General features: G+C 62.2%; 21 protein-coding genes. 9 read left to right on the forward strand and 12 right to left on the reverse strand.

Annotated features, from left to right (window positions below; genetic code table 11):
• Position 1: 1 nt before the first annotated feature.
• Together NN484_RS17335 and NN484_RS17340 are read left to right on the forward strand one after the other, a co-directional pair.
• Complete coding sequence (locus tag NN484_RS17335; protein ID WP_127651813.1) at positions 2-1,186, forward strand: GNAT family N-acetyltransferase; 1,185 nt, start codon at positions 2-4, stop codon at positions 1,184-1,186.
• Positions 1,158-1,949 (forward strand): carbohydrate deacetylase, encoded by a 792-nt coding sequence (locus NN484_RS17340; protein WP_274657537.1) that lies wholly within the window; start codon positions 1,158-1,160, stop codon positions 1,947-1,949. The genes NN484_RS17335 and NN484_RS17340 overlap by 29 nt, the downstream gene beginning before the upstream one ends.
• 141 nt (positions 1,950-2,090) lie before the next feature.
• Here the strand turns inward: NN484_RS17340 and NN484_RS17345 are convergent, their stop codons facing one another.
• Positions 2,091-2,897, reverse strand: a complete 807-nt coding sequence (locus tag NN484_RS17345; RefSeq protein WP_274657538.1) for a class I SAM-dependent methyltransferase — start codon at positions 2,895-2,897, stop codon at positions 2,091-2,093.
• 474 nt (positions 2,898-3,371) lie between these two features.
• The gene (locus NN484_RS17350) at positions 3,372-4,274 is read right to left on the reverse strand and encodes a LysR family transcriptional regulator (RefSeq protein WP_215502592.1); all 903 of its coding nucleotides are present in this window, start codon (positions 4,272-4,274) and stop codon (positions 3,372-3,374) included.
• A gap of 129 nt (positions 4,275-4,403) precedes the next feature.
• Between NN484_RS17350 and NN484_RS17355 the strand changes: the two genes are divergently transcribed.
• Both NN484_RS17355 and NN484_RS17360 read left to right on the forward strand, forming a co-directional pair.
• The gene (locus NN484_RS17355; RefSeq protein WP_127651817.1) at positions 4,404-5,423 is read left to right on the forward strand and encodes an alpha/beta hydrolase; all 1,020 of its coding nucleotides are present in this window, start codon (positions 4,404-4,406) and stop codon (positions 5,421-5,423) included.
• A gap of 108 nt (positions 5,424-5,531) precedes the next feature.
• A complete protein-coding gene (locus NN484_RS17360; RefSeq protein ID WP_274657539.1) occupies positions 5,532-6,959 on the forward strand; it encodes a mechanosensitive ion channel family protein in 1,428 nt (475 codons plus the stop codon).
• A gap of 87 nt (positions 6,960-7,046) precedes the next feature.
• On the opposite strand, the gene ycaC is transcribed toward NN484_RS17360, so the two are convergent.
• From ycaC to NN484_RS17390, 6 genes are all read right to left on the reverse strand, one after another.
• On the reverse strand, positions 7,047-7,670 hold the full coding sequence (gene ycaC / locus NN484_RS17365; RefSeq protein ID WP_127650645.1) for an isochorismate family cysteine hydrolase YcaC: 624 nt from the start codon (positions 7,668-7,670) through the stop codon (positions 7,047-7,049).
• Positions 7,671-7,738: 68 nt separating this feature from the next.
• Positions 7,739-9,577 carry an amidohydrolase gene (locus tag NN484_RS17370; protein WP_274657540.1) on the reverse strand — a complete coding sequence of 613 codons (1,839 nt, stop codon included), beginning with the start codon at positions 9,575-9,577 and terminating at the stop codon, positions 7,739-7,741.
• Positions 9,578-9,620: 43 nt separating this feature from the next.
• Complete coding sequence (locus tag NN484_RS17375; RefSeq protein WP_127650641.1) at positions 9,621-10,247, reverse strand: antibiotic biosynthesis monooxygenase; 627 nt, start codon at positions 10,245-10,247, stop codon at positions 9,621-9,623.
• On the reverse strand, positions 10,240-10,656 hold the full coding sequence (locus NN484_RS17380; protein WP_274657541.1) for a DoxX family protein: 417 nt from the start codon (positions 10,654-10,656) through the stop codon (positions 10,240-10,242). The genes NN484_RS17375 and NN484_RS17380 overlap by 8 nt, the downstream gene beginning before the upstream one ends.
• 189 nt (positions 10,657-10,845) lie before the next feature.
• Positions 10,846-11,769, reverse strand: coding sequence for a LysR family transcriptional regulator (locus tag NN484_RS17385; RefSeq protein WP_215502590.1), 924 nt, complete (start codon positions 11,767-11,769; stop codon positions 10,846-10,848).
• A gap of 54 nt (positions 11,770-11,823) precedes the next feature.
• Entirely contained in the window at positions 11,824-12,807 is a 984-nt protein-coding gene (locus tag NN484_RS17390) for an MBL fold metallo-hydrolase (protein ID WP_274657542.1), read from the reverse strand.
• Positions 12,808-13,055: 248 nt separating this feature from the next.
• Between NN484_RS17390 and NN484_RS17395 the strand changes: the two genes are divergently transcribed.
• Entirely contained in the window at positions 13,056-13,487 is a 432-nt protein-coding gene (locus NN484_RS17395) for a helix-turn-helix domain-containing protein (protein ID WP_127650633.1), read from the forward strand.
• A 134-nt stretch (positions 13,488-13,621) separates the two neighbouring features.
• Positions 13,622-16,519, forward strand: coding sequence for an ATP-binding protein (locus tag NN484_RS17400; protein WP_274657543.1), 2,898 nt, complete (start codon positions 13,622-13,624; stop codon positions 16,517-16,519).
• On the opposite strand, the gene NN484_RS17405 is transcribed toward NN484_RS17400, so the two are convergent.
• A complete protein-coding gene (locus NN484_RS17405) occupies positions 16,496-17,938 on the reverse strand; it encodes an ATP-binding protein (RefSeq protein WP_274657544.1) in 1,443 nt (480 codons plus the stop codon). The genes NN484_RS17400 and NN484_RS17405 overlap by 24 nt on opposite strands.
• Positions 17,939-18,097: 159 nt before the next feature.
• Positions 18,098-19,048 (reverse strand): GlxA family transcriptional regulator, encoded by a 951-nt coding sequence (locus NN484_RS17410; protein ID WP_274657545.1) that lies wholly within the window; start codon positions 19,046-19,048, stop codon positions 18,098-18,100.
• 212 nt (positions 19,049-19,260) lie between these two features.
• On the opposite strand from NN484_RS17410, the gene NN484_RS17415 reads away from it, so the two are divergent.
• Positions 19,261-19,983 (forward strand): pirin family protein, encoded by a 723-nt coding sequence (locus NN484_RS17415; RefSeq protein ID WP_274657546.1) that lies wholly within the window; start codon positions 19,261-19,263, stop codon positions 19,981-19,983.
• 49 nt (positions 19,984-20,032) lie between these two features.
• Here the strand turns inward: NN484_RS17415 and NN484_RS17420 are convergent, their stop codons facing one another.
• Entirely contained in the window at positions 20,033-20,449 is a 417-nt protein-coding gene (locus tag NN484_RS17420) for a hypothetical protein (protein ID WP_215502583.1), read from the reverse strand.
• A 249-nt stretch (positions 20,450-20,698) separates the two neighbouring features.
• The gene (locus NN484_RS17425; RefSeq protein WP_274657547.1) at positions 20,699-21,574 is read right to left on the reverse strand and encodes a LysR family transcriptional regulator; all 876 of its coding nucleotides are present in this window, start codon (positions 21,572-21,574) and stop codon (positions 20,699-20,701) included.
• A 111-nt stretch (positions 21,575-21,685) separates the two neighbouring features.
• Between NN484_RS17425 and NN484_RS17430 the strand changes: the two genes are divergently transcribed.
• The gene (locus NN484_RS17430; protein ID WP_215502582.1) at positions 21,686-22,885 is read left to right on the forward strand and encodes a YbfB/YjiJ family MFS transporter; all 1,200 of its coding nucleotides are present in this window, start codon (positions 21,686-21,688) and stop codon (positions 22,883-22,885) included.
• Between the two features lie 61 nt (positions 22,886-22,946).
• Positions 22,947-23,945 carry an NAD(P)H-quinone oxidoreductase gene (locus NN484_RS17435; protein WP_274657548.1) on the forward strand — a complete coding sequence of 333 codons (999 nt, stop codon included), beginning with the start codon at positions 22,947-22,949 and terminating at the stop codon, positions 23,943-23,945.
• Positions 23,946-23,953 lie beyond the last annotated feature (8 nt).

Raw genomic sequence — 23,953 nt, forward strand, 5'->3', positions numbered from 1 at the left:
CATGGCGGCGCGATTCGAATGGCGCACTTCACTGTGCGCCGCCGACTTCCCGGCGGCAGCCTACGAAGCGCTGCGCCTGAGCGTGGCGGACCACACACCGTTCAACAACCTCGGCTGGTTGCGTGCAGCAGAGCTGACCCTGGCCCAGGGTGAGTGCCTGCACATTCTGCTGGGTTGGGAAGCTGACGAATTGCGCCTGTGCCTGCCGCTGATAACGGGACGCGAGCGCTTTGCCGGGGTACCGTTCCGGGTCCTGCATCATCTGGGCTATCCGTTGGCCGACCGTCTGGCGCTGCTGTCGTTGCTCGACGGCGCAGCGATGCGCCAGGCCTTGCGGCTGATCCGCCAACGGTTACCTCACGCGCTGCTGCAACTCAACGAATTGTCCGAACCGGCGGGGGAAGAAAGCGCCCTCACCCCATGGATGGCCGCCAGTTCCACCGGTGAACGACGCCTGAGCTGTCGGGTGCCGGTGCACCTGATCAGCGAGGCGGATCATCAGGAAGTCTCCGGCGACCCGCGCTACAAACTGCGCCGCGCGCGCAAACGGATTGCCGCATGTGGCGCCGAGGTGCGGCGCATCACCCCTGATGCGCTGAGCATGCCGCCATTGCTGAAAGTGATCCGCGAAGTCGAAGCGGTGAGCTGGAAAGGTGATGAAGGTGTGGGGATTTTTGCCAGCAAACGCAGCCGGCAATGGATCGAAAATGCCTTCACCGCCCTCGCCGCCCAAGGACTGGTCCGCGTGGTTACGCTGGAACTCGACGGACGCTGCATCAGCTACCGCCTCGGCCTGCTCGAACAGGACCGACTGTACGACTACAACCTCGCGTTCCTGCCGCAATACGCCGATCTGGGCAGCGGCCGGGTGCTGCTGGAGGAATGGATTCGCTGGGGGCTGGACGAGCACTGGCGCTGGATCGATGCCTCGCGGGTCAGCCTGGAAAACTCCAGCCATCAACTGCATGAACGCATGACCGGACAACTGGAACACTGGCGCTGGAGCTTCTATTCCTGGCGCCCCAGCGGCCTGCTGCTGGGGCTGGGGTTGCGCCTCTGGCATCACTTGAAACCGACTGTGCAGCAATGGCGGGCACGGCGTGCGGCCACACCCGCAGCGGCGCCCACACCTGTCGTCATCACCACGGAGGGCGATCATGCCGCGCCAAGTCATAGTCAACGCTGACGATTTCGGTTTGAGCCCGAACGAAAACGAGGTGATCTTCGCAGCGTTTCAGGCCGGGGTCATCAGCAGCGCCACCGCCATGGCCAACATGCCTGCATTCGAAGCGGCCTGCGCCATGGCCCGGCATGCTTCGCTGCAAGGTCGGGTCGGGTTGCATTTCAACCTGACGTACGGCCGGCCGCTGAGTGCCTCGATTCTGCGCCGTCGCACCTTCTGCGACGGCCACGGCGTGTTTGATCTGAGTCTGCCGCGTCACAGCCTGTGGCTGAACCGTGAAGATCGCGACGCGGTGCGCGAAGAGCTGCAGGCGCAGTGGCAACGCTGTGTCGAGCACGGCGTGCGGCCGAGCCATATCGACTCGCATCAGCACGTGCACAACATCTGGCCGATCGGCGAAATCGTCGCCCGGTTTGCCGCCCGCCAAGGCGTGCCGATTCGCCTGGCGCGCAATCTGGGACAAAACCTCAGCTTGCCCAAACGCGTATTCAAAGGCTTGCTCAACTGGCGTTTGCAAAGTCTGGCCGGGGCCACGGCGGACTATGTGTGCACGCCAGTGGACCTGCGCAACGCCCCCGCACCGACCGACGGCGTGCTGGAAATCGTCGCCCACCCGAATCAGCTCGGGAGCGATTTCGGTGATGCCTACCTCAACCCCGGCGAATCCCTGAGCCGCGTGCTGGAACAACGGCTGACGGGTGTGCCACGGGTTTCCTATGCCGATCTGAACAAGGATTTCCCACGGGGTGCTGCGGCACTCGATTGAGCTTGATTCAACTTGGGAATCTACGGCGGCAGTGATGCCTCATCGCGAGCAGGCTCACTCCTACAGTGGTTTTGTGGACGACGCCAATCAACGGTAGGAGTGAGCCTGCTCGCGATGAGTCCAGTCGGGGCAACAAAAATCTCAGGCCTTGCTGGCGACCAGGGTGAAGCACAGCGGCATCTGCGCTGGCTGATTCAGGTACTGGTCATACACTTCTTCCCGATTCGAATGCGGGTATTCCTTGAAGTGCGCGATGTTCAGACCGGCCGCGATGGCGCCGCTGAAGATTGCGCCGAGGGTGTGCACAAACCAGTAGGACTTGGCCGCCTGCTGCTCGACCTTGCCGACGTAGACAATCGGCTCTTCCTGCACGAATGGCTCGGCGCGAAAGTAAGAGCTGACGAGGCGATACGGGTCTTCGCCGTCGGGGTCGACCATTTCCAGAAACGGATGGGTTTCGTAGATCACCAGTTTGCCGCCCGGCTTGAGGGTCAAGGCGACATGACGGAAGAATTCGCCGATGTCGGGCATCCAGTTGAGGACGCCGATGGTGATCAACGCCACGTCGAAACGGCTGTGCAACGAGGCCGGCAGGTGATGGATATCGCTTTCGATGAACTCGGCGTTGTGTGGCGAACGCTGGCTCAATTCGCGAGCCTGTTCGAGGAAGGCGCTCGACTGATCGACGCCCACCACCGTCCGCGCACCAAGGGCAAACAGCGACAGGCTTTCACGACCGTTGTTGCAACCGAGTTGAATCACCTCTTGACCATCCACGCCAACCTGCTCCAGCAGGCCGCGCAGGGTGTCGTCGAGGCAAGAGAAATCAGCCTGTGACACGTCGCTCAAGAGCGTTTGCCATTCCGCCGATTCACGGTGATGGCGAGCGGAATCGTTCCACGCCTGTCGATTGCTGTCGATGGCGGTTTTATTGTTGGGCACTTCCATGGCGCACTCCGGTACTGCTCGTGATTGAGCGGTGCCAAGTCTAGAACAGCCCGATCGATACGGTTGTTGCGACTTTGTAAGCCGCACCGTGGATCCATTGTGCGAGCCTGCTCGCGAAGGCGTCGGTACAGCCAACCTGCGCTTTCGCGAGCAGGCTCGCTGCCACAGGGGGTTATGCGGTGGGCTCAACGTTATCCAGCGCCTTGTTCACCGCCAGCTCACCGAGCATGACCACTTTGCGCTCTCAAAACCATCGGATTTCCAGGCCCGGTCGCTGATTTGGCAGCGACCAACACAGGCTAGAGACCGGACGTCCGACGGACAACCTGAAAACAGCGTGGGAAGCTTCCGCTTTTCCTTCACAACCTTTAAACATCCCGAATTGAAATACACCCCCTGTAGGAGCTGCCGCAGGCTGCGATCTTTTGATCCTGCTTTTAATCAGAATCAAAAGATCGCAGCCTGCGGCAGCTCCTACAGAGAGTTGGTGGTTGTCGAATTGAGGCGTTCGCGCAAAAACTCCACCAGCGCCTGCACCGGGCGTGAGGCCTGGCGATGCTGCGGATACACCGCCGACAGGGTCAGCGGTTCAGGGCGGTAGTCGTCGAGCACCGGCAGCAGTCGCCCGTCGTTCAGCGCCGCGCCAACGATGAACGTCGGCAGATAGGTAATCCCCATCCCCTGCACCGCCGCGTCCCTGAGCAACTCGCCGTTGTTCACGCGCATGCGTCCGGTGACGTTCACCAGCAGCGGTTTGCCCTGCCCCGCATCGAAGCGCCATTGCACCGAACGACCATGGCCATACGGCAGGCAGTCGTGGCCGTGCAGGTCTTCGGGTTTGAGCGGCGTACCGCGTTCGGCCAGGTACGCCGGGCTGGCGCAGTACACCCGTTCGATGGAGGCAAGGCGCCGGGCGATCAGCGTCGAGTCTTCCAGCACACCGATGCGCAACGCCAGGTCGTAGCCTTCGCCGAGCAGGTCCACCGGGCGGTCGCTCAAGTCCACTTCCACGGTGACCTCACGATAGCGCTGCAGGAACAGCGGCAGCAGGCAGCCCAGATGCGCCACCGCAAACGACAGCGGTGCACTGACGCGAATGGTGCCGCGCGGCTCGGCGGTCTGCCCTGCGATGCCTTGCTCGACCTGTTCGACTTCACCCAGCAGACGCAGCGCCGATTCGTAATAACTCTGGCCCAGTGGCGTGACGTCGAGGCGCCGGGTCGAGCGGTTCAACAACCGCACCCCGAGGCGCTCTTCAAGTTGCATCAACCGACGGCTGACGAATTGCTTGGACAGGCCCAACTGATCAGCCGCCGCCGTAAAGCTGCCGGAGTCCATGACTTGGCAAAAAATACGCATGTCTTCGAACGGGTTCATTGTCACTCTCTGGTGGACAGTTAAACGCTTTATAGCCGCTTTTTCACTTTTCGACAGCTCATTAATCTGTGCTCACGGTTTGAACACAACCCAACAACACACAACAAACTCTCGAAAAAGGAATTGCGCATGAACATCAAACAAACCCTGACCGCGTCCCTCCTCGCCCTGTCCATCGGCAACGCCTTCGCCGCCGGCAGCCCGGGTGTCGAACACAATACCCAGGCCTTCCTCGAAGCGCTCGCCGCCGGCGGTGGCAAACCGCTGGAGCAACTGAGCCCGAAAGAGGCCCGTGCGGTGCTGACCGGTGCTCAGGCCTCGGTGAAAGTCGACCTGTCCGGGGTTGAAGTCAGCGACAAGGCGATCAAGGTCGATGGCCAGACGATCAACCTCAAAGTGGTGCGCCCGGCCAAGGTCAAAGGTGAGTTGCCAGTGTTCATGTTTTTCCACGGCGGCGGTTGGGTGTTGGGCGATTACCCGACGCACCAGCGCCTGATTCGTGATCTGGTGGTGGGCTCCGGCGCTGTCGCGGTGTACGTCGATTACACGCCGTCGCCGGAAGCGCAGTACCCGACGGCGATCAATCAGGCTTACGCCGCGACAAAATGGGTGGCCGAAAACGGCAAGCAGATTGGTGTCGATGGCAAGCGACTGGCGGTGGCCGGTAACAGTGTCGGCGGCAACATGGCGGCGGTCGTGGCGCTGATGGCCAAGGAACAGAACACCCCGGCGCTGCGCTTCCAGTTGCTGATGTGGCCGGTGACCAATGCGCAGTTCGACGACGGCTCGTACCAGCAGTTTGCCGAGGGCCATTTCCTCACCAAGGGCATGATGCAGTGGTTCTGGGACAGCTACACCACCAACCCGGCCGAGCGTAGCCAGATCCACGCCTCGCCGTTGAACGCCAGCGCCGAACAGCTCAAGGGCTTGCCCGCAGCGCTGGTGCAGACCGCCGAGTTCGACGTGTTGCGCGATGAAGGCGAAGGCTACGCACGGCATCTGGATGCGGCCGGCGTGCCGGTGACGTCGGTGCGTTACAACGGGATGATTCATGACTTTGGCTTGCTCAATCCGCTGAGTCAGATTCCGGAAGTGAAAGCGGCCGTGCGGCAGGCGGCGGCTGAGTTGAAAACGCATCTGAACCCTTAAAAGCAAAAGATCGCAGCCTGCGGCAGCTCCTACCTTGGAATGCATTTCCCTGTAGGAGCTGCCGCAGGCTGCGATCTTTTTTCTCAGCCGCATCGCAGAGTCCCGATCATGACCCTTTTTTATGCCCACCTGCTGTCCTGGAGCGCCGCCTTGCTGGTGCTCGACGCAATGTTCTGGCACTTCGCGCCCTTCACGCATCGCGCCCCACGGGTCGGTATTCGCCTGGTGCTGTTTCTCGGCTTCAGCGCACTGATCATCAATGCCGGCGTCAGCCCGTTGCTGGCGCCGGTGTTTGCCGATGACCGCGTGGCGCAATTGGGCGCGACAGCGCTGGGGATTGTCTGGTGGCTGTACGCCGCGCGCGTCTTGACCGAAGTGATCGGCCTGGTGCTGATGCGGCGCATCGGTCACAGCGGTCGGCTGTTGCAGGACGTGATCGGCGCGCTGGTGTTTCTGGCAGCAATCGTCGCGGCCGCCGGTTATGTGCTGGAGCTGCCGGTCAAAGGCTTGCTGGCGACTTCCGGGGTGGTGGCGATCGTCGTCGGTCTGGCGTTGCAAAGTACCCTGAGCGACGTGTTCTCCGGGATCGTGCTCAACACCACCAAGCCGTATCAGGTGGATGATTTCGTGGTGATCGACGGCGTCGAGGGCAAGGTGCTCGACATCGACTGGCGCGCCACGCACCTGCTGACCAGCGTCGGCACCCTGGCCGTGGTGCCGAACTCGGTGGCGGCCAAGGCGAAGATCGTCAATCTCAGTCGCCCGACCAACCTGCACGGTGTCTCGATCAGCATCAAGGTGCCGAATCATATCCGTCCACGGCGGGTGCTCGACGCCCTCGACCGCACCCTGCAAGGCAGCAGCAGTCTGCTGTTGAATCCGCCGCCCAAAGCCGTGCTGAAAGAGGCCGGTGAAGAAATGTCGGAGTACGTCGCCAGCGGCTTTATCAGTGAACTGGGCAAGAAAAGCGAGGTGCGCAATCAACTGTTCGACCTCGCCCACAGGCATCTCGAAGCCGCGGGTATTTCCCGACATCCGGATGGCGTGATCGAGCCGTCGACCCGCGCCCGGGCGTTGCTCGATGAAGTGAAAGTCTTCCGCTCGTTGAGCCATGAGGAACGCGATCGCCTCGCCGAATCGATGGTCGCGCAACAGTACGCGGCCGGTCAGGTGGTGCTGGGGCTGGATGAGGTCCCCGACAGTCTGTTTGTCATCGCCACCGGTGTGGTCAGTGCGACCGTGCCCGATGGCAGCGGCCAGACCGAAGCCGGACGCATGGGACCGAGCGAGGTCATGGGCGAACAGAGCATCCTCGCCGATACGCCGTCGCAAGCCACGTTTACCGCGTTGACGTCGAGCATCATCTATCGCCTCGACAAAGCCCTGACCCGCCAATGCATGGCGCAGCGCAGCGAAGTCGGCCAGGCGCTGAACAAACTGCAGGCCGTGCGACAGCAGAACAGCCGCCTCGCACTGATGACGAAACCGGCGCCGATGCGCAAGGGTGGTTTTCTGGGTTGGTTGCAGAAACGTTAAAAGCAAAAGATCGCAGCCTGCGGCAGCTCCTACAGAGGAACGCGTTCCAATGTGGGAGCTGCCGCAGGCTGCGATCTTTTGATCTTCTTACTTGGCGGTGAACTTGGTGTAGCTGTTGATCAGGTTGCGATAGTTCGGCAGGCGTTCGGACAGCAGATGCGCCAGGCCTTCCATGTCGTTGCGCCAGTCGCCCTGCAGCTCGCAGGCCACGGCGAACCAGTTCAGCAGGTGTGCACCGGCAGCCGACATCCGCGCCCACGCCGCTTGTTGCACGGTGGTGTTGAAGGTGCCGGAAGAATCGGTCACCACGAACACTTCGAAACCTTCGGCGATGGCCGACAGGGTCGGGAACGCCACGCAGACGTCAGTCACCACACCGGCGATGATCAGTTGCTTGCGGCCGGTGGCCTTGATCGCCTTGACGAAGTCTTCGTTGTCCCAGGCATTGATCTGGCCTGGACGCTGAATGAACGGCGCGTCCGGGAATTGCTCGCGCAGCTCAGGCACGATCGGGCCGTTGGGACCGGCGTCGAAGCTGGTGGTGAGGATGGTCGGCAGCTTGAAGAACTTGGCGATGTCGCCCAGCGCCAGCACGTTGTTCTTGAACTCGTTGGGGGTGAAGTCCTGCACCAGCGAGATCAGACCGGTCTGGTGATCGACCAGCAGCACGACCGCATCATCTTTGTTCAGACGCTTGTAGGGAACGCTCATGGGAAACTCCTTGGGATGGATGTTGCAGGAAGCGCCGTACCGGTTGGCCGGCGCTTTATATGGAAAAATCAGAAAGCGAAACAGGAACAGCCGAACGCGCCCCAGAACCCGGCGAAATCGCTGACCGGCGCGTTCGACAGGCGTGCTTTTTCATGGCTGTGCGAATGCACCGCGCAGGCACCGACACACTGGTGCACTTGCGCCTGCAGCGGCGAATTCGGCCGCCAGTGGCCCGGCACCTTGACCACCGGCGACCAGTCCGGCAGCACGGGAATCGAGCGTGGGCCGAGGTCTTCGAAATCGCCGGCGGCGTAGACAATCTTGCCGCCGACCACAGTCAGCACCGACTCGATCCACTTGATCGCTTCTTCCTCGACATTGAAGAAGTCCGCGCTCAGCGCCGCCAGATCCGCCAGTTGCCCGACCTTGATCTGGCCCTTTTTGCCCTGCTCGGAGGAGAACCAGGCGCTGCCGTGGGTGAACAGCTCCAGCGCCGTGCTGCGCGGCAGACCTTCTTCGTACAAGGCCAGACCGCCGACGGTGCGACCGCTGACCATCCAGTACAGCGAAGTCCACGGGTTGTAGCTGGACACCCGCGTGGCGTCAGTGCCAGCGCCTACCGGCACGCCCTCGGCGAGCATGCGTTTGATCGGCGGCGTGGCCTCGGCCGCCTGTTTGCCGTAACGATCGACAAAGTACTCACCCTGGAACGCCATGCGATCCTGAATCGCGATGCCGCCGCCCAGTGCCCTCACCCGTTCGATGTTCTGCGGGGTGATGGTTTCGGCGTGGTCGAAGAACCACGGCAGACCGTTGAATGGAATGTCGCGATTGACCTTCTCGAACACGTCGAGCATGCGGCTGATCGATTCGTTGTAAGTGGCGTGCAGACGGAACGGCCAGCGCTGCTCGACCAGATGGCGCACCACCGGCTCCAGCTCCTGTTCCATGGTTTGCGGCAGGTCCGGGCGCGGCTCGAGGAAGTCTTCGAAGTCGGCGGCGGAGAACACCAGCATCTCGCCGGCGCCGTTGTGCCGCAGGTAATCGTCGCCCTGGTGCAGGGTGACGCTGCCGGTCCAGTTCTGGAAGTCGCTGAGCTCTTCCTTGGGCTTCTGGGTGAACAGGTTGTAGGCGATGCGCACGGTCAACTGGTCATCCTTGGCCAGCTGTTCGATCACCTGATAGTCGTCCGGATAGTTCTGGAAACCACCGCCGGCATCGATCGCGCTGGTCAGGCCAAGGCGATTGAGTTCGCGCATGAACTGGCGCGTCGAGTTGACCTGGTACTCCAGCGGCAGCTTCGGCCCCTTGGCCAGCGTCGAGTACAGAATCATCGCGTTCGGCCGCGCCACCAGCATCCCGGTCGGGTTGCCATTGGCGTCACGGACAATCTCGCCACCCGGCGGGTTCGGCGTGTCGCGGGTGTAACCGGCAACCCGCAGGGCCGCGCGGTTAAGCAGCGCGCGGTCGTACAGGTGCAGGACAAACACCGGGGTGTCCGGCGCGGCCTGGTTGAGTTCTTCGAGGGTCGGCATGCGTTTTTCGGCGAACTGGAATTCGTTCCAGCCACCGACCACGCGCACCCATTGCGGGGTCGGCGTGCGGTCGGCCTGCTCCTTGAGCATGCGTAGCGCATCGGCCAGCGACGGCACGCCTTCCCAGCGCAGTTCGAGGTTGTAATTGAGGCCGCCACGGATCAGGTGCAGGTGCGAGTCGTTGAGACCGGGGATCACGCAGCGGCCATGCATGTCGATCACTTGCGTGTTCGGCCCGCGCAGGGCCATGGCCTGGTTATCATTGCCGACGACGACAAAGCGGCCGTCGGTAATGGCCACGGCACTGGCCAGCGGTTTGGTGCGGTCGACGGTGTGAAACTGGCCATTGAATAAAATCAGATCGGCGCTCATCGCAGTTCCTCAAGCAAAGTGAAAAGGAGCAAACCCCGCGCGCTCAACGTGGCGAGGTTTCTTGGGAATCGAGGTGTTCATGCACCTGGCTGGCTTCGAGCCACGGCGCAAATAATCGAGTGACCGGCGGCATCACCACGTACACCACCGACAGGACGATGGTCAGGGTGATCAGGAACGTCGCGACCACGTAATTCGAAAGGAGCGGATGCAGCGCCAGCAGCGGCCCCCAGATCAGCGGCACGAGCAAAGTGTGCGGCAGAATCACCAGCAGCGTGACGACGGCCTGCTTCCAGCGCGGCGGCGGCGAAGCAGCATCGACCAGTGGCGTAAACCAGAATTCATTGATCGGCGCGACTTCGGTCTGATCGCCATCAGCCAGCATCGGCGCGGCTTCGGCGACCAGTGCCTGACGCTGCGACGACTCCAGCCAGCCTTGCATCGCTTCGGTGGAGCTGAAGCGCAGTACGCAGGTATAGAAGTCGAGACGGCCGCGCTTGCCGCGCACCACGTCCACACCCAAATGGCCTTCACGCTGCCCCGCCACGCGGACGATATTGCGCAGCCAAGCCTCATACGCTGACTCGAAACCGGCCTTGACCCGGTGCTTGATAATCAGCGTGACCGTCTCATCGGCCCCCGGCGTTTGTGGATCGAGGACTTCAGGCATAACGCAGCACTCCGGGTAAACGAACAGAAATCGCCAGCCGTCCCGGCCCGGCGATGAACACAGTGGTGAACAGGATCAACAGCAACCAGCCGAACTGCCCCTCGGCCACACTCCATTGCGGATGCACGACCAGCAGCGCCACCAGCAGCACAAACAGAATAGGCAAGCAGGCCAATCGCGCCAGCACCCCGCCGACGATCAGTAGCGGGCAGAGGACTTCGGCGAAAATCGCCAGGCATAGGGTCAGGTGGGCACCGAGGTGAAACGGGTCTTCGATCAGTTGCAGTTGCGCGGTGAAGTCGAGCAGCTTGGGCAAGCCGTGAACCCACAGCAGGAACAGTCCGCCGCTGATCCGTAGAAACAGCAGACCGATGTTCTGTGCCCGTTCATCGCGTTGTGATGCGCTCATGACCCTACCCTTTCGTTCTCATCGGGTTGAATCATGCTCGGTGCGGGCGGGGGGAAATTGAATGGATGTGCTCAGTTACCAACAGACGCGACAGCTTTGTGTAGGCGCTGCCGAAGGCTGCGATCTTTTGATTCTGTTGTTGAAGATCAAAAGATCGCAGCCTTCGGCAGCTCCTACACGGAGAAGATGTCAGGCAGACGGGATGTCCAGCGGCGCGGCCATGAACTGGCTGATCCGCGAACGCAGCCAGCGCTCGGCCGGGTCGTTGTCATGCACCCCGCTCCAGGCCATCGACAGTTGCGCCGCATCGATCGGGAACGGCGGATCTTCGGCGCGCAGTTTGCAGCCCTCGACCAGCGCACAGGCTGCGTAATCCGGCACCGTGGCGATCATTTCGGTGCCGGCGAGCAAGGCGCGCAAGCCGCTGAATTGCGGCACGCCCAAGACCACGCGGCGCGAACGGCCGACCTTGGCCAGGTCCAGATCGATATTGCCGCTCAGATCGCCCGAGAACGACACCATCGCGTGAGGGCGCTCGCAGTATTCGTCGAGGGTCAGCGGCCCCGGGCGGTCGTCACCGCGCAGGACTTTGCAGGGAATGTCGCGCAAGGTCTTGCGCTTGGCGTTGGCCGGCAGATCGGTGGTGTAGCTCACGCCGACGGAGATTTCCCCGGACGCCAGCAGCGCCGGCATCAACAGATAGTTGGCGCGCCGCACGACCACGACGATCCCCGGCGCCTCTTGCTGAAGCTGGCGCAGCAACGGTGGAAACAGGCCGAACTCAGCGTCGTCCGACAAGCCGATGCGAAACACATCGCAACTGCTCGCCGGTTCGAACTCCTTGGCCCGACTGACCGCGCCGGAGATGACATCCATCGCCGGTTGCAGCTCTTTGAGAATCGCCAGCGCCCGCGCGGTCGGCTCCATGCCGCGACCGTTGCGCAACAGCAAAGGATCGTCAAACAGATCGCGCAAACGCCCCAACGCGGCGCTGACGGCCGGTTGCCCCATGAACAGTTTTTCGGCGACGCGGGTCAGGTTCTTTTCGAACATCAGCGCTTCGAAAATCACCAGCAGGTTCATGTCGACGCGACGCAGATCGTTACGGTTCATGGGCTTGTTTTCCTTTTCGGTGTCAGCCGCTTTGGCGAGTGGGCGCTGCGCACTTTACTCGATTAACGGCACCTTGGCCGCGCGCTTGTACGGACCGTATTCCACGGGCACCCACTGAAAGTGTTTGCCTTGCGCAGTGATGTGACCGATACCCGGGAACGGCAGGTGCGCCGCCGTCACCCACGTCTTGCTGGCGACCGCCGCGCTGAAGACCGCCTGACGAGCGTTGATCGCTTGCGCACTGTTGACGTCAAAGCCGATCGACACTTCCGGGTGCTCAAACTGCACAGCGAGGTTATGCACCAGATCGCCCATGAAGACGATGCTCTGATTCTGCGAGGTGAAACGGTAGGTGGTGCTGCCCGGCGTATGTCCGGCTTCGAGTGTCGCTTCGACTAATCCAGGCAACGGCGACTGGCCAGCGGCAAAAGTCTTGAAACGCCCGGTGGCGACGTAGGGCGCAGTGGAGTCCTGGGCGATCTTGAAAAACTCTCTGGCGCCGGCCGCAGCTTTGGCCAGCGCGGTCGGATCGAGCCAATAATCCGCTTCAGCCTTGGCGGCATAAACCGTGGCATGCGTGAACAACGCTTGTTTCTGTGCATCGACCAGACCACAGACATGATCAAGGTGCAGGTGCGTCAGCAAGATCGTATCGACCTGCTCTGGCTGGTAGCCGGCCGCCCGCATATTCGCCAGGAGCTGCCCGGCGGTGGCGCCAATGCATTGCCCGGCACCGCTATCGACCAGAATCAGTTGCTTGCCGGTATTGACCAGAAAAGCATTGAACGCCGTCTGTACACCCGGGAATTCAATCGAACGGCGTGCCAGCAGTGCGCGGATCTGGGCCTGACTCATGCCCTGCAACAGCTTCGGCGACAGGTCGTTGTACCCATCGAACAACGCGGTGACCTCGTAATCCCCCAAGGCCAGGCGGAAATAGCCCGGCGCCTGAGTGCCCTGCTGTGGTGCCTGCGCCATGGCACCGGAAATCACTAGCGCGCACGTCAGCGCCGTCGCTGCTTTAAAGATGCCTTTCATTTGATTCCCCCTGAACCTGCCGATTGCAGCGCCTCATCGATTCGCCACGCTTGCAGTCATCGTGCCGCAAACAGTGGGGCGCAGACTTGCAGGGATGTGCTGAGTTCAGGCCAATGCGCTGGAATTAACAACGATTAACTCGTCAGCCTCCCGCCCTCGCCCAACAATGAAGCCCTCTGCGCAGCGTTGTTTTTTTGACCTGAGGGGATGCGCCGACCGTGCATTCCCCATCGACACGGACTTTGGCCATGGCTCACTTACAGCACAGCGTCGCCCTCGCCCCTGCCAACGAACCACGCAAGACCGGGGTCGGCGGACTCAGTCCGCAACGTGAACGACAGGTCAAACAACTGATCCTCGAACGCCTCGGCGAGAGCCTTGAGGTCACCGAACTGGCCCGCGCCTGTTCACTGTCACGCAGCCATTTTTCCCGCGCCTTCAAATGCAGCACAGGGGTTTCGCCGCAGGACTGGATCCGCGAACAGCGCATCGCCCGTGCCAAGCTGCTGATCCGCTGCACCGGTCTGAGCCTGACGCAGATCAGCCTGGAATGCGGCTTCTGCGATCAGGCGCATTTCTGTCACATGTTCACCCGCAGCGAAGGGATCAACCCGTTCGCCTGGCGCTGCCAGGTCATGCGTGAAGGCAAAGAGACCCGGACACGGCCCATGAGCTTTTGAGCGTTGCGCAAGAGCCTGCCGTTGCACTGATGGCCAAACCTGAGGAATATGCTGCGATACCCTGCACCAGACGGTCTGCGTCTTCACGTAGCGCCCCTGTGCCGGGATCGTCGCATCACCGCAGGAGTGTGCTGTTGAGTCTTTCCCCGAATCAGGCCATCGGCTTCGGCCCCTATCGGATTTACACCGGGCAACGACTGGTCATGGAAGGTGACCAGCCGCTGCGCCTGGGGCGCCGTGCCATGGATATTCTGCTGATGCTGCTGGCGCACGCCGGCGAAGTGGTGAGCAAACAGCAGTTGCTCGCCGGTGTGTGGCCGGACAGCGTGGTCGAAGACATCAACCTGCGGGTGCACATGGCCGCCCTGCGCAAGGCGCTGGGCGACGGTCAGGCCGGTCAGCGCTACATCATCACCGTGGCCCAGCGCGGTTACAGCTTCGTCGCCCCGCTGACGATGCAGGCCAGCGAACAACGCCTGCGCGAAGCGGCTCCGGGGCGGCACAATCTGCCGTTGCGCCATACCCGGATGATCGGCCGTCAGCCGCTGGTCGACAGCCTGATGCAACAACTGCCTCTGCAGCGTTGCATCACCCTGGTCGGCCCCGGCGGGATCGGCAAGACCACGGTCGCCCTGCGCGTCGCCGAACAGTTGATCGGACGCTATCGCGATGGCATCCGCCTGCTGGATCTGGCACCGCTCAACGACCCGGTGCTGATCGCCTCGCAACTGGCGACCCTGCTCAATCTGTCAGTGCACGACGGCGAACCGCTGGCGGCGGTGATCAACGATGTGCGCGAGCGGCAGATGCTGCTGGTGATCGACAATTGCGAGCACTTGATCGATGCCGTGGCGCTGCTCGCCGAGAGCCTCCTGCGCGGCGCACCACAGGTGCACATTCTGGCCACCAGCCGTGAAAGCCTGCGCGCTGAAGGTGAATTCGTGCAGCGTCTGGATTCGCTCGACTGCCCACCGGCGACGAGCGATCTCGATCGCGAACAGGCGATGGCTTTTGCCGCGCTGCAACTGTTCGTCGAGCGGGCCATGGTCGCCCACGAACACTTCGAATTGAGCGACGCCGAGCTACCGCTGGCGATTGAAATCTGCCGGCGCCTGGACGGTATTCCGCTGGCGCTGGAGCTGGCGGCGGCGCAGGTCGAAAGTCTCGGTCTGAGCGGCTTGCTGCAGCAATGGCAGGATCACCTGCACCCACTGGCGGCGGGCAACCACCACCGCCATGCGCGGCACCAGACGCTGCATGCCACGCTGGACTGGAGTTTCAACCTGCTCACGCCCTGCGAGCAGACCTGTCTGCGCCGCCTCGGGGTGTTTCGCGGCAGTTTCAGCCTGGCGTCGGCCGCTGCGGTGGTCGTCGGTCAGCACATCGAACCCACCGAGGTGCTCGCGGCGGTCACGCAACTGGTGGCCAAATCGCTGCTCAATGTGGATGTCGGCGACGAACAAGTGTTCTATCGCCTGCTCGATACCACGCGCCATTACGCGCTGGAAAAACTCGAACACAGCGGTGAACGCGAAACCCTGCGCGAACGCCACGCCGAACGCTATCTGACGTTGATGGAACAGGCGCAGACCGAGTGGGAGCACACCCCGACCACGCAATGGCTCGAACGTTATGCCCGGGGTCTGGAGGACCTGCGCGCCGCTCTCGACTGGAGTTTGCACGGTGCGGGCTCGCGCCCACTCGGAATCCGTCTGACGGCGACGTCGGCTGCGCTCTGGCAAGAGCTGTCGTTGCTCAAGGAATATGGCGGCCATGTGCGCCAGGCACTGACCTTGCTCGCCGGTGCCGAGCAACCCTGCCCACGACTGGAAATCACCCTGCAACTGGCGCTCGGCAGCGCTTGCTACCACACCTGGGGCGGTTCGCCGGAAACCATCGAGGCCTTCACCCAGGCCCACGCACTGGCGCAACGGCACCACGACGTCGCCGGGCAGTTGCGCGCGATATCCGGACACCTCGCGGTCAATCTCAGTTGCGGCCATTACCAGGCTGCACTGAAGCAAAGCGAACAGTTCGACCGCCTCGGTGGCCAAGACGACCCGCTGCTGTCGTTGAGTATTCACCGCTTGCGTGTCCTGGCCCTGCACTTTGCCGGCGACCAGCCGCAAGCCCGGATCAGCGCCGAGCAAGTGATCCAGCGCATGGCGCACAGTGGCTATCGCAACCGGTTCACCCATGGTTTTGGCGTGCAGTACGACCAGAGCGTGGCTTCGCTGACCATCCTCGCCCGGGTACTGTGGCTGCAGGGGTTTCCCGAACAGGCATGGCGCACCGCCCGGCAGGCGCTGGACATCGCCGTGCAGATCAACCACGGCACTTCGATCTGCTACACCCTGGCCCTGGCCAGTTGCCTGATCGCGCATTACAACGGCGATTCCAAGACCGCCCGCACGCTGTTGCAGCTGTTGCTGGAGCAGGCGCAAAAGCACTCGGTGCTGCTGTTCCACACCTGGGGGCAGCACTATGCGCAGGTCATTGATGGGCGCCTGGCCCAGCCCGTCACCCCGGCGGACAACGGCCTGATCAAGGAGCTGATGGTCACGCTCGATGCGCGTTACATCGATGATGCGTTGCTTGCGCGCGCGCGCAATGGCGCGGCAGGCTGGAGCACCGCTGAGGTGTTGCGGGCCGAGGCGGAGCGGTTGTTGGCTGATGACGCGGGGTGTGCGCAGGGACGCCTTCGCGAGCAGGTTCGCTCCGACAAGAGCGCGCCTGTCTGTGGAAGCGAGCCTGCTCGCGAAGGCAATCGCCCAGGCACCGTCGATACCGCCGTCCAGGCAGAAGCGCTTCTGCAAAACGCCCTCGCCATCGCCCGATCCCAAGGCGCCCTGGCCTGGGAACTGCGCAGCGCGACATCTCTGGCACAGCTGTGGCAGCGCCAGTCACGTCACCGTGAAGCGCTGGATTTGCTGACACCGATCTACCAGCGTTTCAGCGAAGGCTACGCGACCCCGGACTTGCGCAAGGTGCGTTTGCTGCTCGACGCGTTACGTGGCCAATTGCACACCTGAGCCGGATCGATGTCGCCCGTGGTACAGCGCATAACGATGCACGATAGCGCTCAGTTCACCGCTACTTTCCAGCTGTTCGCGGACATAACAGCGAATGGTGTTGAGCATCCGATAGCGCACCGGGTCTGCGCCCTGCTCCACCGTCAGCCATGACTTGGCGACCAGGCGTTCGATGATCGCCGTCAGATGCGCACCGTCAATCACCCGCAGCGCCGCCGCCTCGGTGAAAGCCATCTTGAACACCGACAGACGCTGCAAGACCCGTTGCTCGCTGCTCTTGAGATCCTGATAGCTCCAGTCCAGCGCAGCGTTCATGGACTGAAGCCGCGCCACCGCCGTGCGTCGGCCATGACTGAGCAGGCGCAGGCCGTTGTCCAGTTGCGTTTGCAGCCCCACCAGCGCCAACGCATCGATCTGCGCGGCCGCCAGTTCAATGGCCAGCGGCAAGCCGTCGAGCCGCCGACAGATGTCGCACACAGTTGGCAGATCCTGCTCGCGCAGGCTGAAATCGTGCTGACGGGCGCGAGCGCGGCTGACCAGCAATTGCACTGCCGAATAGCTCATGACCTCGTCGACCGTGTCCGACGCCGACGCCTTGGGAAAGGCCAGCGGCGCAACCGATTGCAGGGTCTCGAGATCGGCCTGCAACGGTTCGCGACTGGTGACCAGCAGTGCCAGGCGTGGCGCCGCCAGCAGCAGTCGCTCCACCAGCGCCCGGCACGGCTCGCGACGGCGCTCGCCGTTATCCAGCACCAGCAAGGCATGGCGCGACACTAACGACTCGAACGAGGTGTCGAGGGTGCGCAGCAGATGGTCGAGCAACGATGGGGCATCATCGATCACGGACAGATCGATGTACCAGATGCCATCACGATAATGCTGCAACAGCAGCTCGGCCACGCGCAGTGCCACCGTGGATTTGCCGACACCGGCCGGGCCGGTCAGCGTCATCAGCCGGCACAGCGGCATTTGTCGCACCAGGCTGCCGACCAGCGAATCGCGGCCGATGACCGAAGTCAGGCGTGCGGGCAAATTATGCTGCGGGGCGTGCAAGGTTTCGAACACCACTTGTGCAACGCTTCCAGCCTGCACCGGGGCGATGAAACAGTAGCCGCACTGCGGCACGTTGACGATGTAGCGCTGGCCGTTCTCGCCGTCACCCAGCGCCCGGCGCAACGCGGCGATGTGCACCCGCAGGTTGATCTCCTCGACCACACTGTCGGGCCACACCAGGGCAATCAGTTGTTCCTTGCGTACCACTCGTCCAGCGCGCTCGACCAGCACCTGCAGAATATCCAGGGCGCGCCCGCCCATGCGCAACTGCCGGTCGCCGTCGAGGACCAGCCGTTGGCGCAGATGAAAGGCGTATGGCCCAAAATGCAGGACCGATGCAGCGGGCAAATCGATGTGGCTGTGCATGCCGTTTTTCAGCGCCAGCGGTCGCGAGCATCATGCCCTCAGCCTCCGGCGCCTCTCCCTTCCAGACGTTACCGTTATCTTGGCAGGCGTGGGTGACGGCACAACCTCCGTGCAGGGCGCAACACGGACATCCGGATGCACCGGACGGACACAACCGCTCTAGCTGAACTGTTCGCGGTACTGCGCCGGGGTCAGGCCGAGTTTTTCAGCGAACAGAAAACGCATATGGCGCACGCTGCCGAAACCACTTTTATAGGCCACGGTCTTCAACGGCAGCTCGCTGGTTTCCAGAAGATTACGCGCGCAATCGATACGGGCGTTCTGCAGAAACTCCATCGGTGTCATGTTCACCTCCCGCGCGAACACCCGCGCAAAGTGCCGGGTACTCATGTTCGCCAGACCGGCCATGCGCTCAACCGTGAATGCTTGGTCGAGGTGTTCCAGCACATGGTTCTGCACGCGGGTGATGGCGGTTTCCTGCGGAGCCACCGCCGCCATCAATGGGCTGAACTGCGCTTGTCCGCCCTGACGCTTCATCACCACCAGCAGGACCTTGGCCACGTCCTGGGCGACTTTTTTCCCGTGATCCCGGGCGACCACGGCCAACGCCAGGTCGATGCCGGCAGTCACGCCTCCCGAGGTGATCAGGCGGCGGTCTTCGGTGTAGATCTGGTCAGTCTCCACCTGCGCCTTGGGGAAGGCCTTGATCAGCCGTTCGGTGTAGTTCCAGTGGGTCGTCACGCGATAGCCATCGAGCAGACCGGCATGCCCGAGCACAAAGGCCCCGGTGCAGATCGAACCGTAGCAACCAGCCTGTCCCACCGCCCGTCGCAGCCAGGCGAGCAACGCCGGGTGCTTTTCGTTGTAGGCCCCCGGACCGCCCGGCACCAGCAGCAGGTCGCAGGCCAGGGCCGGGTCGTCGATATGGCGGTCGGCCTGCACCTGCACGCCATTGGACGCGCGCAACATCCCGCGCTCGGTGCCGAGGGTGATCAACTGGTAATGATCTTCAGGTTTCAAGTAGCGATTGGCGACCGAAAACACCTCCATGGGCCCGGCCATGTCGAGCAGTAAAAAGTCGGGAAACAGCACCATAGCCACGGTTTTCATGGGTGAACATCACTGAAATCAAGGAAAAGTAAGCAGAGCTCGTATTATGGCCAAGTGCGCGGCGAGCGGCGAAAAGAATACGTGATCGGGTACGCAAAACTGTCAACCTGAGAGGGACAGTGTTTCAATTTCCATCTACTTATTGCTCGAACCGATTAACAGTAACCTTCTCCTCACTCGGACGAATCAACGTCCCACCAGGAGATTTCATCATGCTGACGCTTCGCAAAGCTTCCGACCGCGGCCTCGCCAATCATGGCTGGTTGAAGTCCTTCCACACCTTCTCCTTCGCCAGCTACCGTAACCCGCGTGAGCAGGGATTTTCCGACCTGCTGGTGATCAACGACGACCGCGTGGCGGCCGGCAAGGGCTTCGGCCAGCACCCGCACCGCGACATGGAGATTTTTTCCTACGTGCTTGAAGGCGCACTGGAACACAAGGACACCCTCGGCACCGGTTCGGTGATCCGCCCCGGTGACGTGCAACTGATGAGTGCCGGCAGCGGCGTGGCCCACAGCGAGTTCAACCATTCGGCCACCCGACCTGTGCACTTTCTGCAGATCTGGATCGTACCGGAAGTGGCCGGCGCCAAGCCGCGCTACCAGCAGGAGCACTTCAGCGCGCAGAAAAAACGCGGTCGCCTGCAACTGATCATCTCGCCGGACGGCGCGGATGGCTCACTGAAAGTACGTCAGGACGCCCGGGTCTTCGCCGGCCTGTTCGACGGCAAGGAAAGCGCGACGCTGCAACTGCCGCCCAACCGTTATGCCTACGTGCATGTAGCGCGTGGCAGCGTTGAACTCAACGGCGTGCAGTTGCAGGAAGGCGACGGTGTGCGGGTTCGTGAAGAACAGGCACTGACCTTGAGCAACGGCGTGGATGCCGAGGTGCTGGTGTTTGATCTGCGGCCGCAGGAGTTGCCGCAAATGCCATGAGGCAGGGTTGTAACGCCTACGAAAACGGCCTTCTTTTGAAGGCCGTTTTTTATTGTGGAGGCAGTGGCGTTGGCAGCACCGACGGTTTTGGTGTGTGAGCGTCCTTGCCTGCTTGAACCGCCGCGAAGGTCGTTTGTATGGCGACATACATATTCGCTTGATTGGCGTAATAAGCACCGACGACGATGGCGACTATCCCCAGTAACTGGACGGCCGTTGCAGCCCAGACATTGGCTTTGACGGTCGCCCCTTGCCTTGCTGCGTCCTGCGCGCCGTCGGCAATCCTGCGCATTTCTTGCGTAATCAGGTCGTAGCGTCTGTCTCGTTCGACTTGAGTTTTGTCCCGCTCTCCCTGAACAGATAAAAACCCGTCAATTTTCATTGATACCGCGTCCAGTCGAGCATCCATTCGTGTCTCGATGGTCTCGATCCTGGCATTGAATTCTTCGCGACTGATGGCGCCCATGACTTGCGTTCCCTGGCCTTTACTCGTTGTGTCACTGCTTTGAAAGTGACTGAATTCCCTGGCTTCCAATTCGACACCTTTATCGGGCTACCGATACCGTCCGTGGTATGTCACTCCAGTACATGCGTGCTGCCTTGCACCAGCCTTTGAAACGATAGCCCTCGGTCCTCCGGCCTACAAGCCAGCGGTTTCTGCTATCGGCGTAGGCCGTTTCATCAGGATTTGTGAGTTCGCCGATGCCAGTGTGCGCTACTCATTTTCCGAGGCAAACACCTCGACGATCTGTTCAATCACCGCCCTCACCCGCGCGGTATGGCGTAGATCCGCATGGGTCACCAACCACACTTCATAGGGCTGCGGCCGGGTACGCTGCGGCCAGAGCCTGACCAGTCCGTCGCGCTCGCCCATGTACACCGGGATTTCTCCTACACCCAACCCTGCTGCAATCGAACGGCGCACGAGCAGGCTGGAACTGAGGCTGGCGACAATCCGGCCGCGACTTAGCGGCTCCGACACCAGGGTCAGGTCCTTTTGGCTTTGCAGGTACGGTTGATAGACCACCAGATCATGCCCCTCGAACGCTGTGTCCGGCTGCGGCATGCCATTGGCGTCGATATACGCTTGGGATGCGAACAGTCCCACCGGCCATCGGGCAATGCGACGGGCGATCAGATCAGGGTTGTCGGGTCGGGTGTTGCGCACCGCGATATCCGCCTCGCGCTTGGCCAGGTTGAGAATCTGCGTGGACGCATCCAGTTGCACTAGCACGTCCGGGTGCTGCTCGTGCAAACGGGCAATGGCCGGGATCAGAAAGTCGATGGCCAGCGAATCGGTGGTACTGACGCGCACCGTGCCGGTCAGGCGATCATCCAGGCCCTGAATCTGCCGCTCCAGCTCCAGTGCCGAATGCTCCATTTTCTCCACACTCTTGAGCGCTGCCTCACCGACCGCGGTCAAGGCGTAGCCGTCGGAGGTGCGCAGGAACAACGTCGCACTCAGGGATTTTTCCAGTGCCGTGATCCGCCGCCCGACCGTGGCCTGATCCACCCCCAGCACCCGCGCCGCGCCCCGTAGCGTCGACTCGCGGCAAACGGCGAGAAATACCCGTGCATCATCCCAATTCATGCTGTCTCCAAGTGATGCATATTCGCATCGTAGTGCCGCTTAATCGCTGCATTAACGCAGCAACGATAGCCGATATGCTGGACGCCATAAACCTTCCGCGAGATCGCTATCATGCGCACTTCAACCTCCACCGGTATCTGGCTGCCGATCTTCGCCGGCCTCTGCGCCAGCCTGGTCAGCATCGGGCTGGCGCGTTTCGCTTACACCCCGTTGATCCCTTCGCTGATTGAAGCGCAGTGGTTCAGCGCCAATGATGTGGTCTACCTCGGTGCGGCCAATCTGGTCGGCTATCTGATCGGCGCCCTGCTCGGCCGGCCGACAGCGCGCCAGCTCGGCAATAAAAATGCCTTGCGGCTGATGATGCTGGTGGTCACGGCGGCTTTTTTTGCCTGTGCGTTTCCGTTGTCGGTGAGCTGGTTCTTCGGCTGGCGACTGCTGTCGGGGATTGCCGGTGGCGCGATCATGGTGCTGGTGGCCGCGACCGTACTGCCACACGTTCCGGCGGCTCGTAAGGGGCTTGCCAGCGGTGCGATCTTTCTCGGCATCGGTCTTGGCATTGCCGGCTCCGGGACGCTGGTACCGCCGCTGTTGAGCCTTGGCTTGCAAGCGACATGGCTGGGTCTGGGGGCCTTGGCCTTGTTGCTGACGGCGCTGAGCTGGTTCGGTTGGCCGTCTGATTTCCCGCACCCGCAGGTCGCGCATGAAAAGGCGCCCGTTGAAACGACGCCGCGCGGTGTGTATTTGCTGTTCGCCCAATACGCCTTCATGGCCGCCGGCCTGGTTCCGGCGATGGTGTTTCTGGTGGATTACGTGGCGCGTGGACTCGGCGCCGGGGCGCATGTCGGCGCGTTGATCTGGGTGATGTATGGTTTGGGCGCGATTGTCGGCCCGGTGAGTTACGGCTTTCTTGCCGATCAGCTTGGCGCGCGCTCAGGCATTCGCCTGGTGTTGGTGGTGCAGGCGATAGCCCTTGGGTTGCTGGCGATGTCCCACTCGTTTGTGGCGCTGGCGCTGCTGGCAGTGATACTCGGTTCATTTCCGCCCGGCATCGTGCCGCTCGCCCTTGCGCGGGTACATGAGCTGGTGCCGGAGCATCACCGCCAGCAGATCGCCTGGAGCCGTGCCACGGTGTCCTTCGCGACCTTTCAGGCGTTGGCCGGATTTGCCTATTCAGCGCTGTTCAATGCCAGCGGCGGTCACCACGCGTTGTTGTTCGTCATCGCCGCTGGCGCGATCGTCGTGGCGCTGCTGCTGGAGCAAGCCATGAAATGGCTGCCCGTCCCTATCGAACCGCACGGCTGCGCAAATTGAAGGGAATCATTGTTTGCGCAACACGCTCCCACTTACACAACCTGCACTCAGAGGAATCGATATGTCTCTGCCCAATGAAATGACCCGAATCGAAATCACCGAACCCGGTGGCCCCGAGGTCTTGCAACCCAAACACGTAGCGCTTGCGGTCGCTGCACAAGGTGAGGTGCTGATCCGCGTACACGCCGCCGGAATCAACCGGCCGGACGCTTTACAGCGTGCCGGCAAATACCCGATGAAACCTGGCATGAACCCGATCCCCGGGCTAGAGGTCGCTGGCGAAGTCGTGGCCCTCGGGGCCGGTGTCAGTCAGTTCGCTGTGGGCGACCAAGTCTGCGCGCTGACCAACGGCGGCGGTTATGCCGAATACTGCGCAGTCCCGGCTGGCCAGACCCTGCCGATTCCCCAAGGCCTGGATTGGGTACACGCCGCCGCGATCCCGGAAACCTTCTTTACCGTGTGGGCCAACCTGTTCGGCCTCGGTGGCGCCAGCCGTGGTCAACGCGCACTGATTCACGGTGGCACCAGCGGCATCGGCACTACCGCACTGATGCTGTGCCGCGAATTCGGTATAGAAGCGTTCGCCACCGCCGGCAGCCCGGACAAATGCGCAGCGATCCGCAATCTCGGTGGCGACGCGATCAATTATCGCGATGAGGATTTCGCTGCGGTCATCGCCGAAAAAACCGCAGGCCAGGGCGTCAATGTGATCCTCGACATCATGGGCGGATCGTATCTCAACAGTAACGTCAGCGCCCTGGCGATGGATGGCCGACTGGTCATGCTCGGTTTCCTCGGCGGCGCGCGGGCCAATGACTTTGATCTGCTGGCGATGATGGCCAAACGCGCGGTCATCACCGGCTCCCTCTTGCGTGCCCGCACCGCTGCCGAAAAAGCCGCGATTGCCGATCAACTGCGTGAACACGTATGGCCGCTGCTGGCGTCCGGGCGCTGCCTGCCGATGATCGACAAGGTCTACCCATTCGCCGACGCCGCTCAGGCTCACGCGCACATGGAGGCGGGTGACCATATCGGCAAGATCGTGCTGCGGGTAGCGTGAGTCCTTGC

It is taken from the genome of Pseudomonas serboccidentalis (assembly GCF_028830055.1).
Classification (GTDB): Bacteria; Pseudomonadota; Gammaproteobacteria; order Pseudomonadales; family Pseudomonadaceae; genus Aquipseudomonas; species Aquipseudomonas serboccidentalis.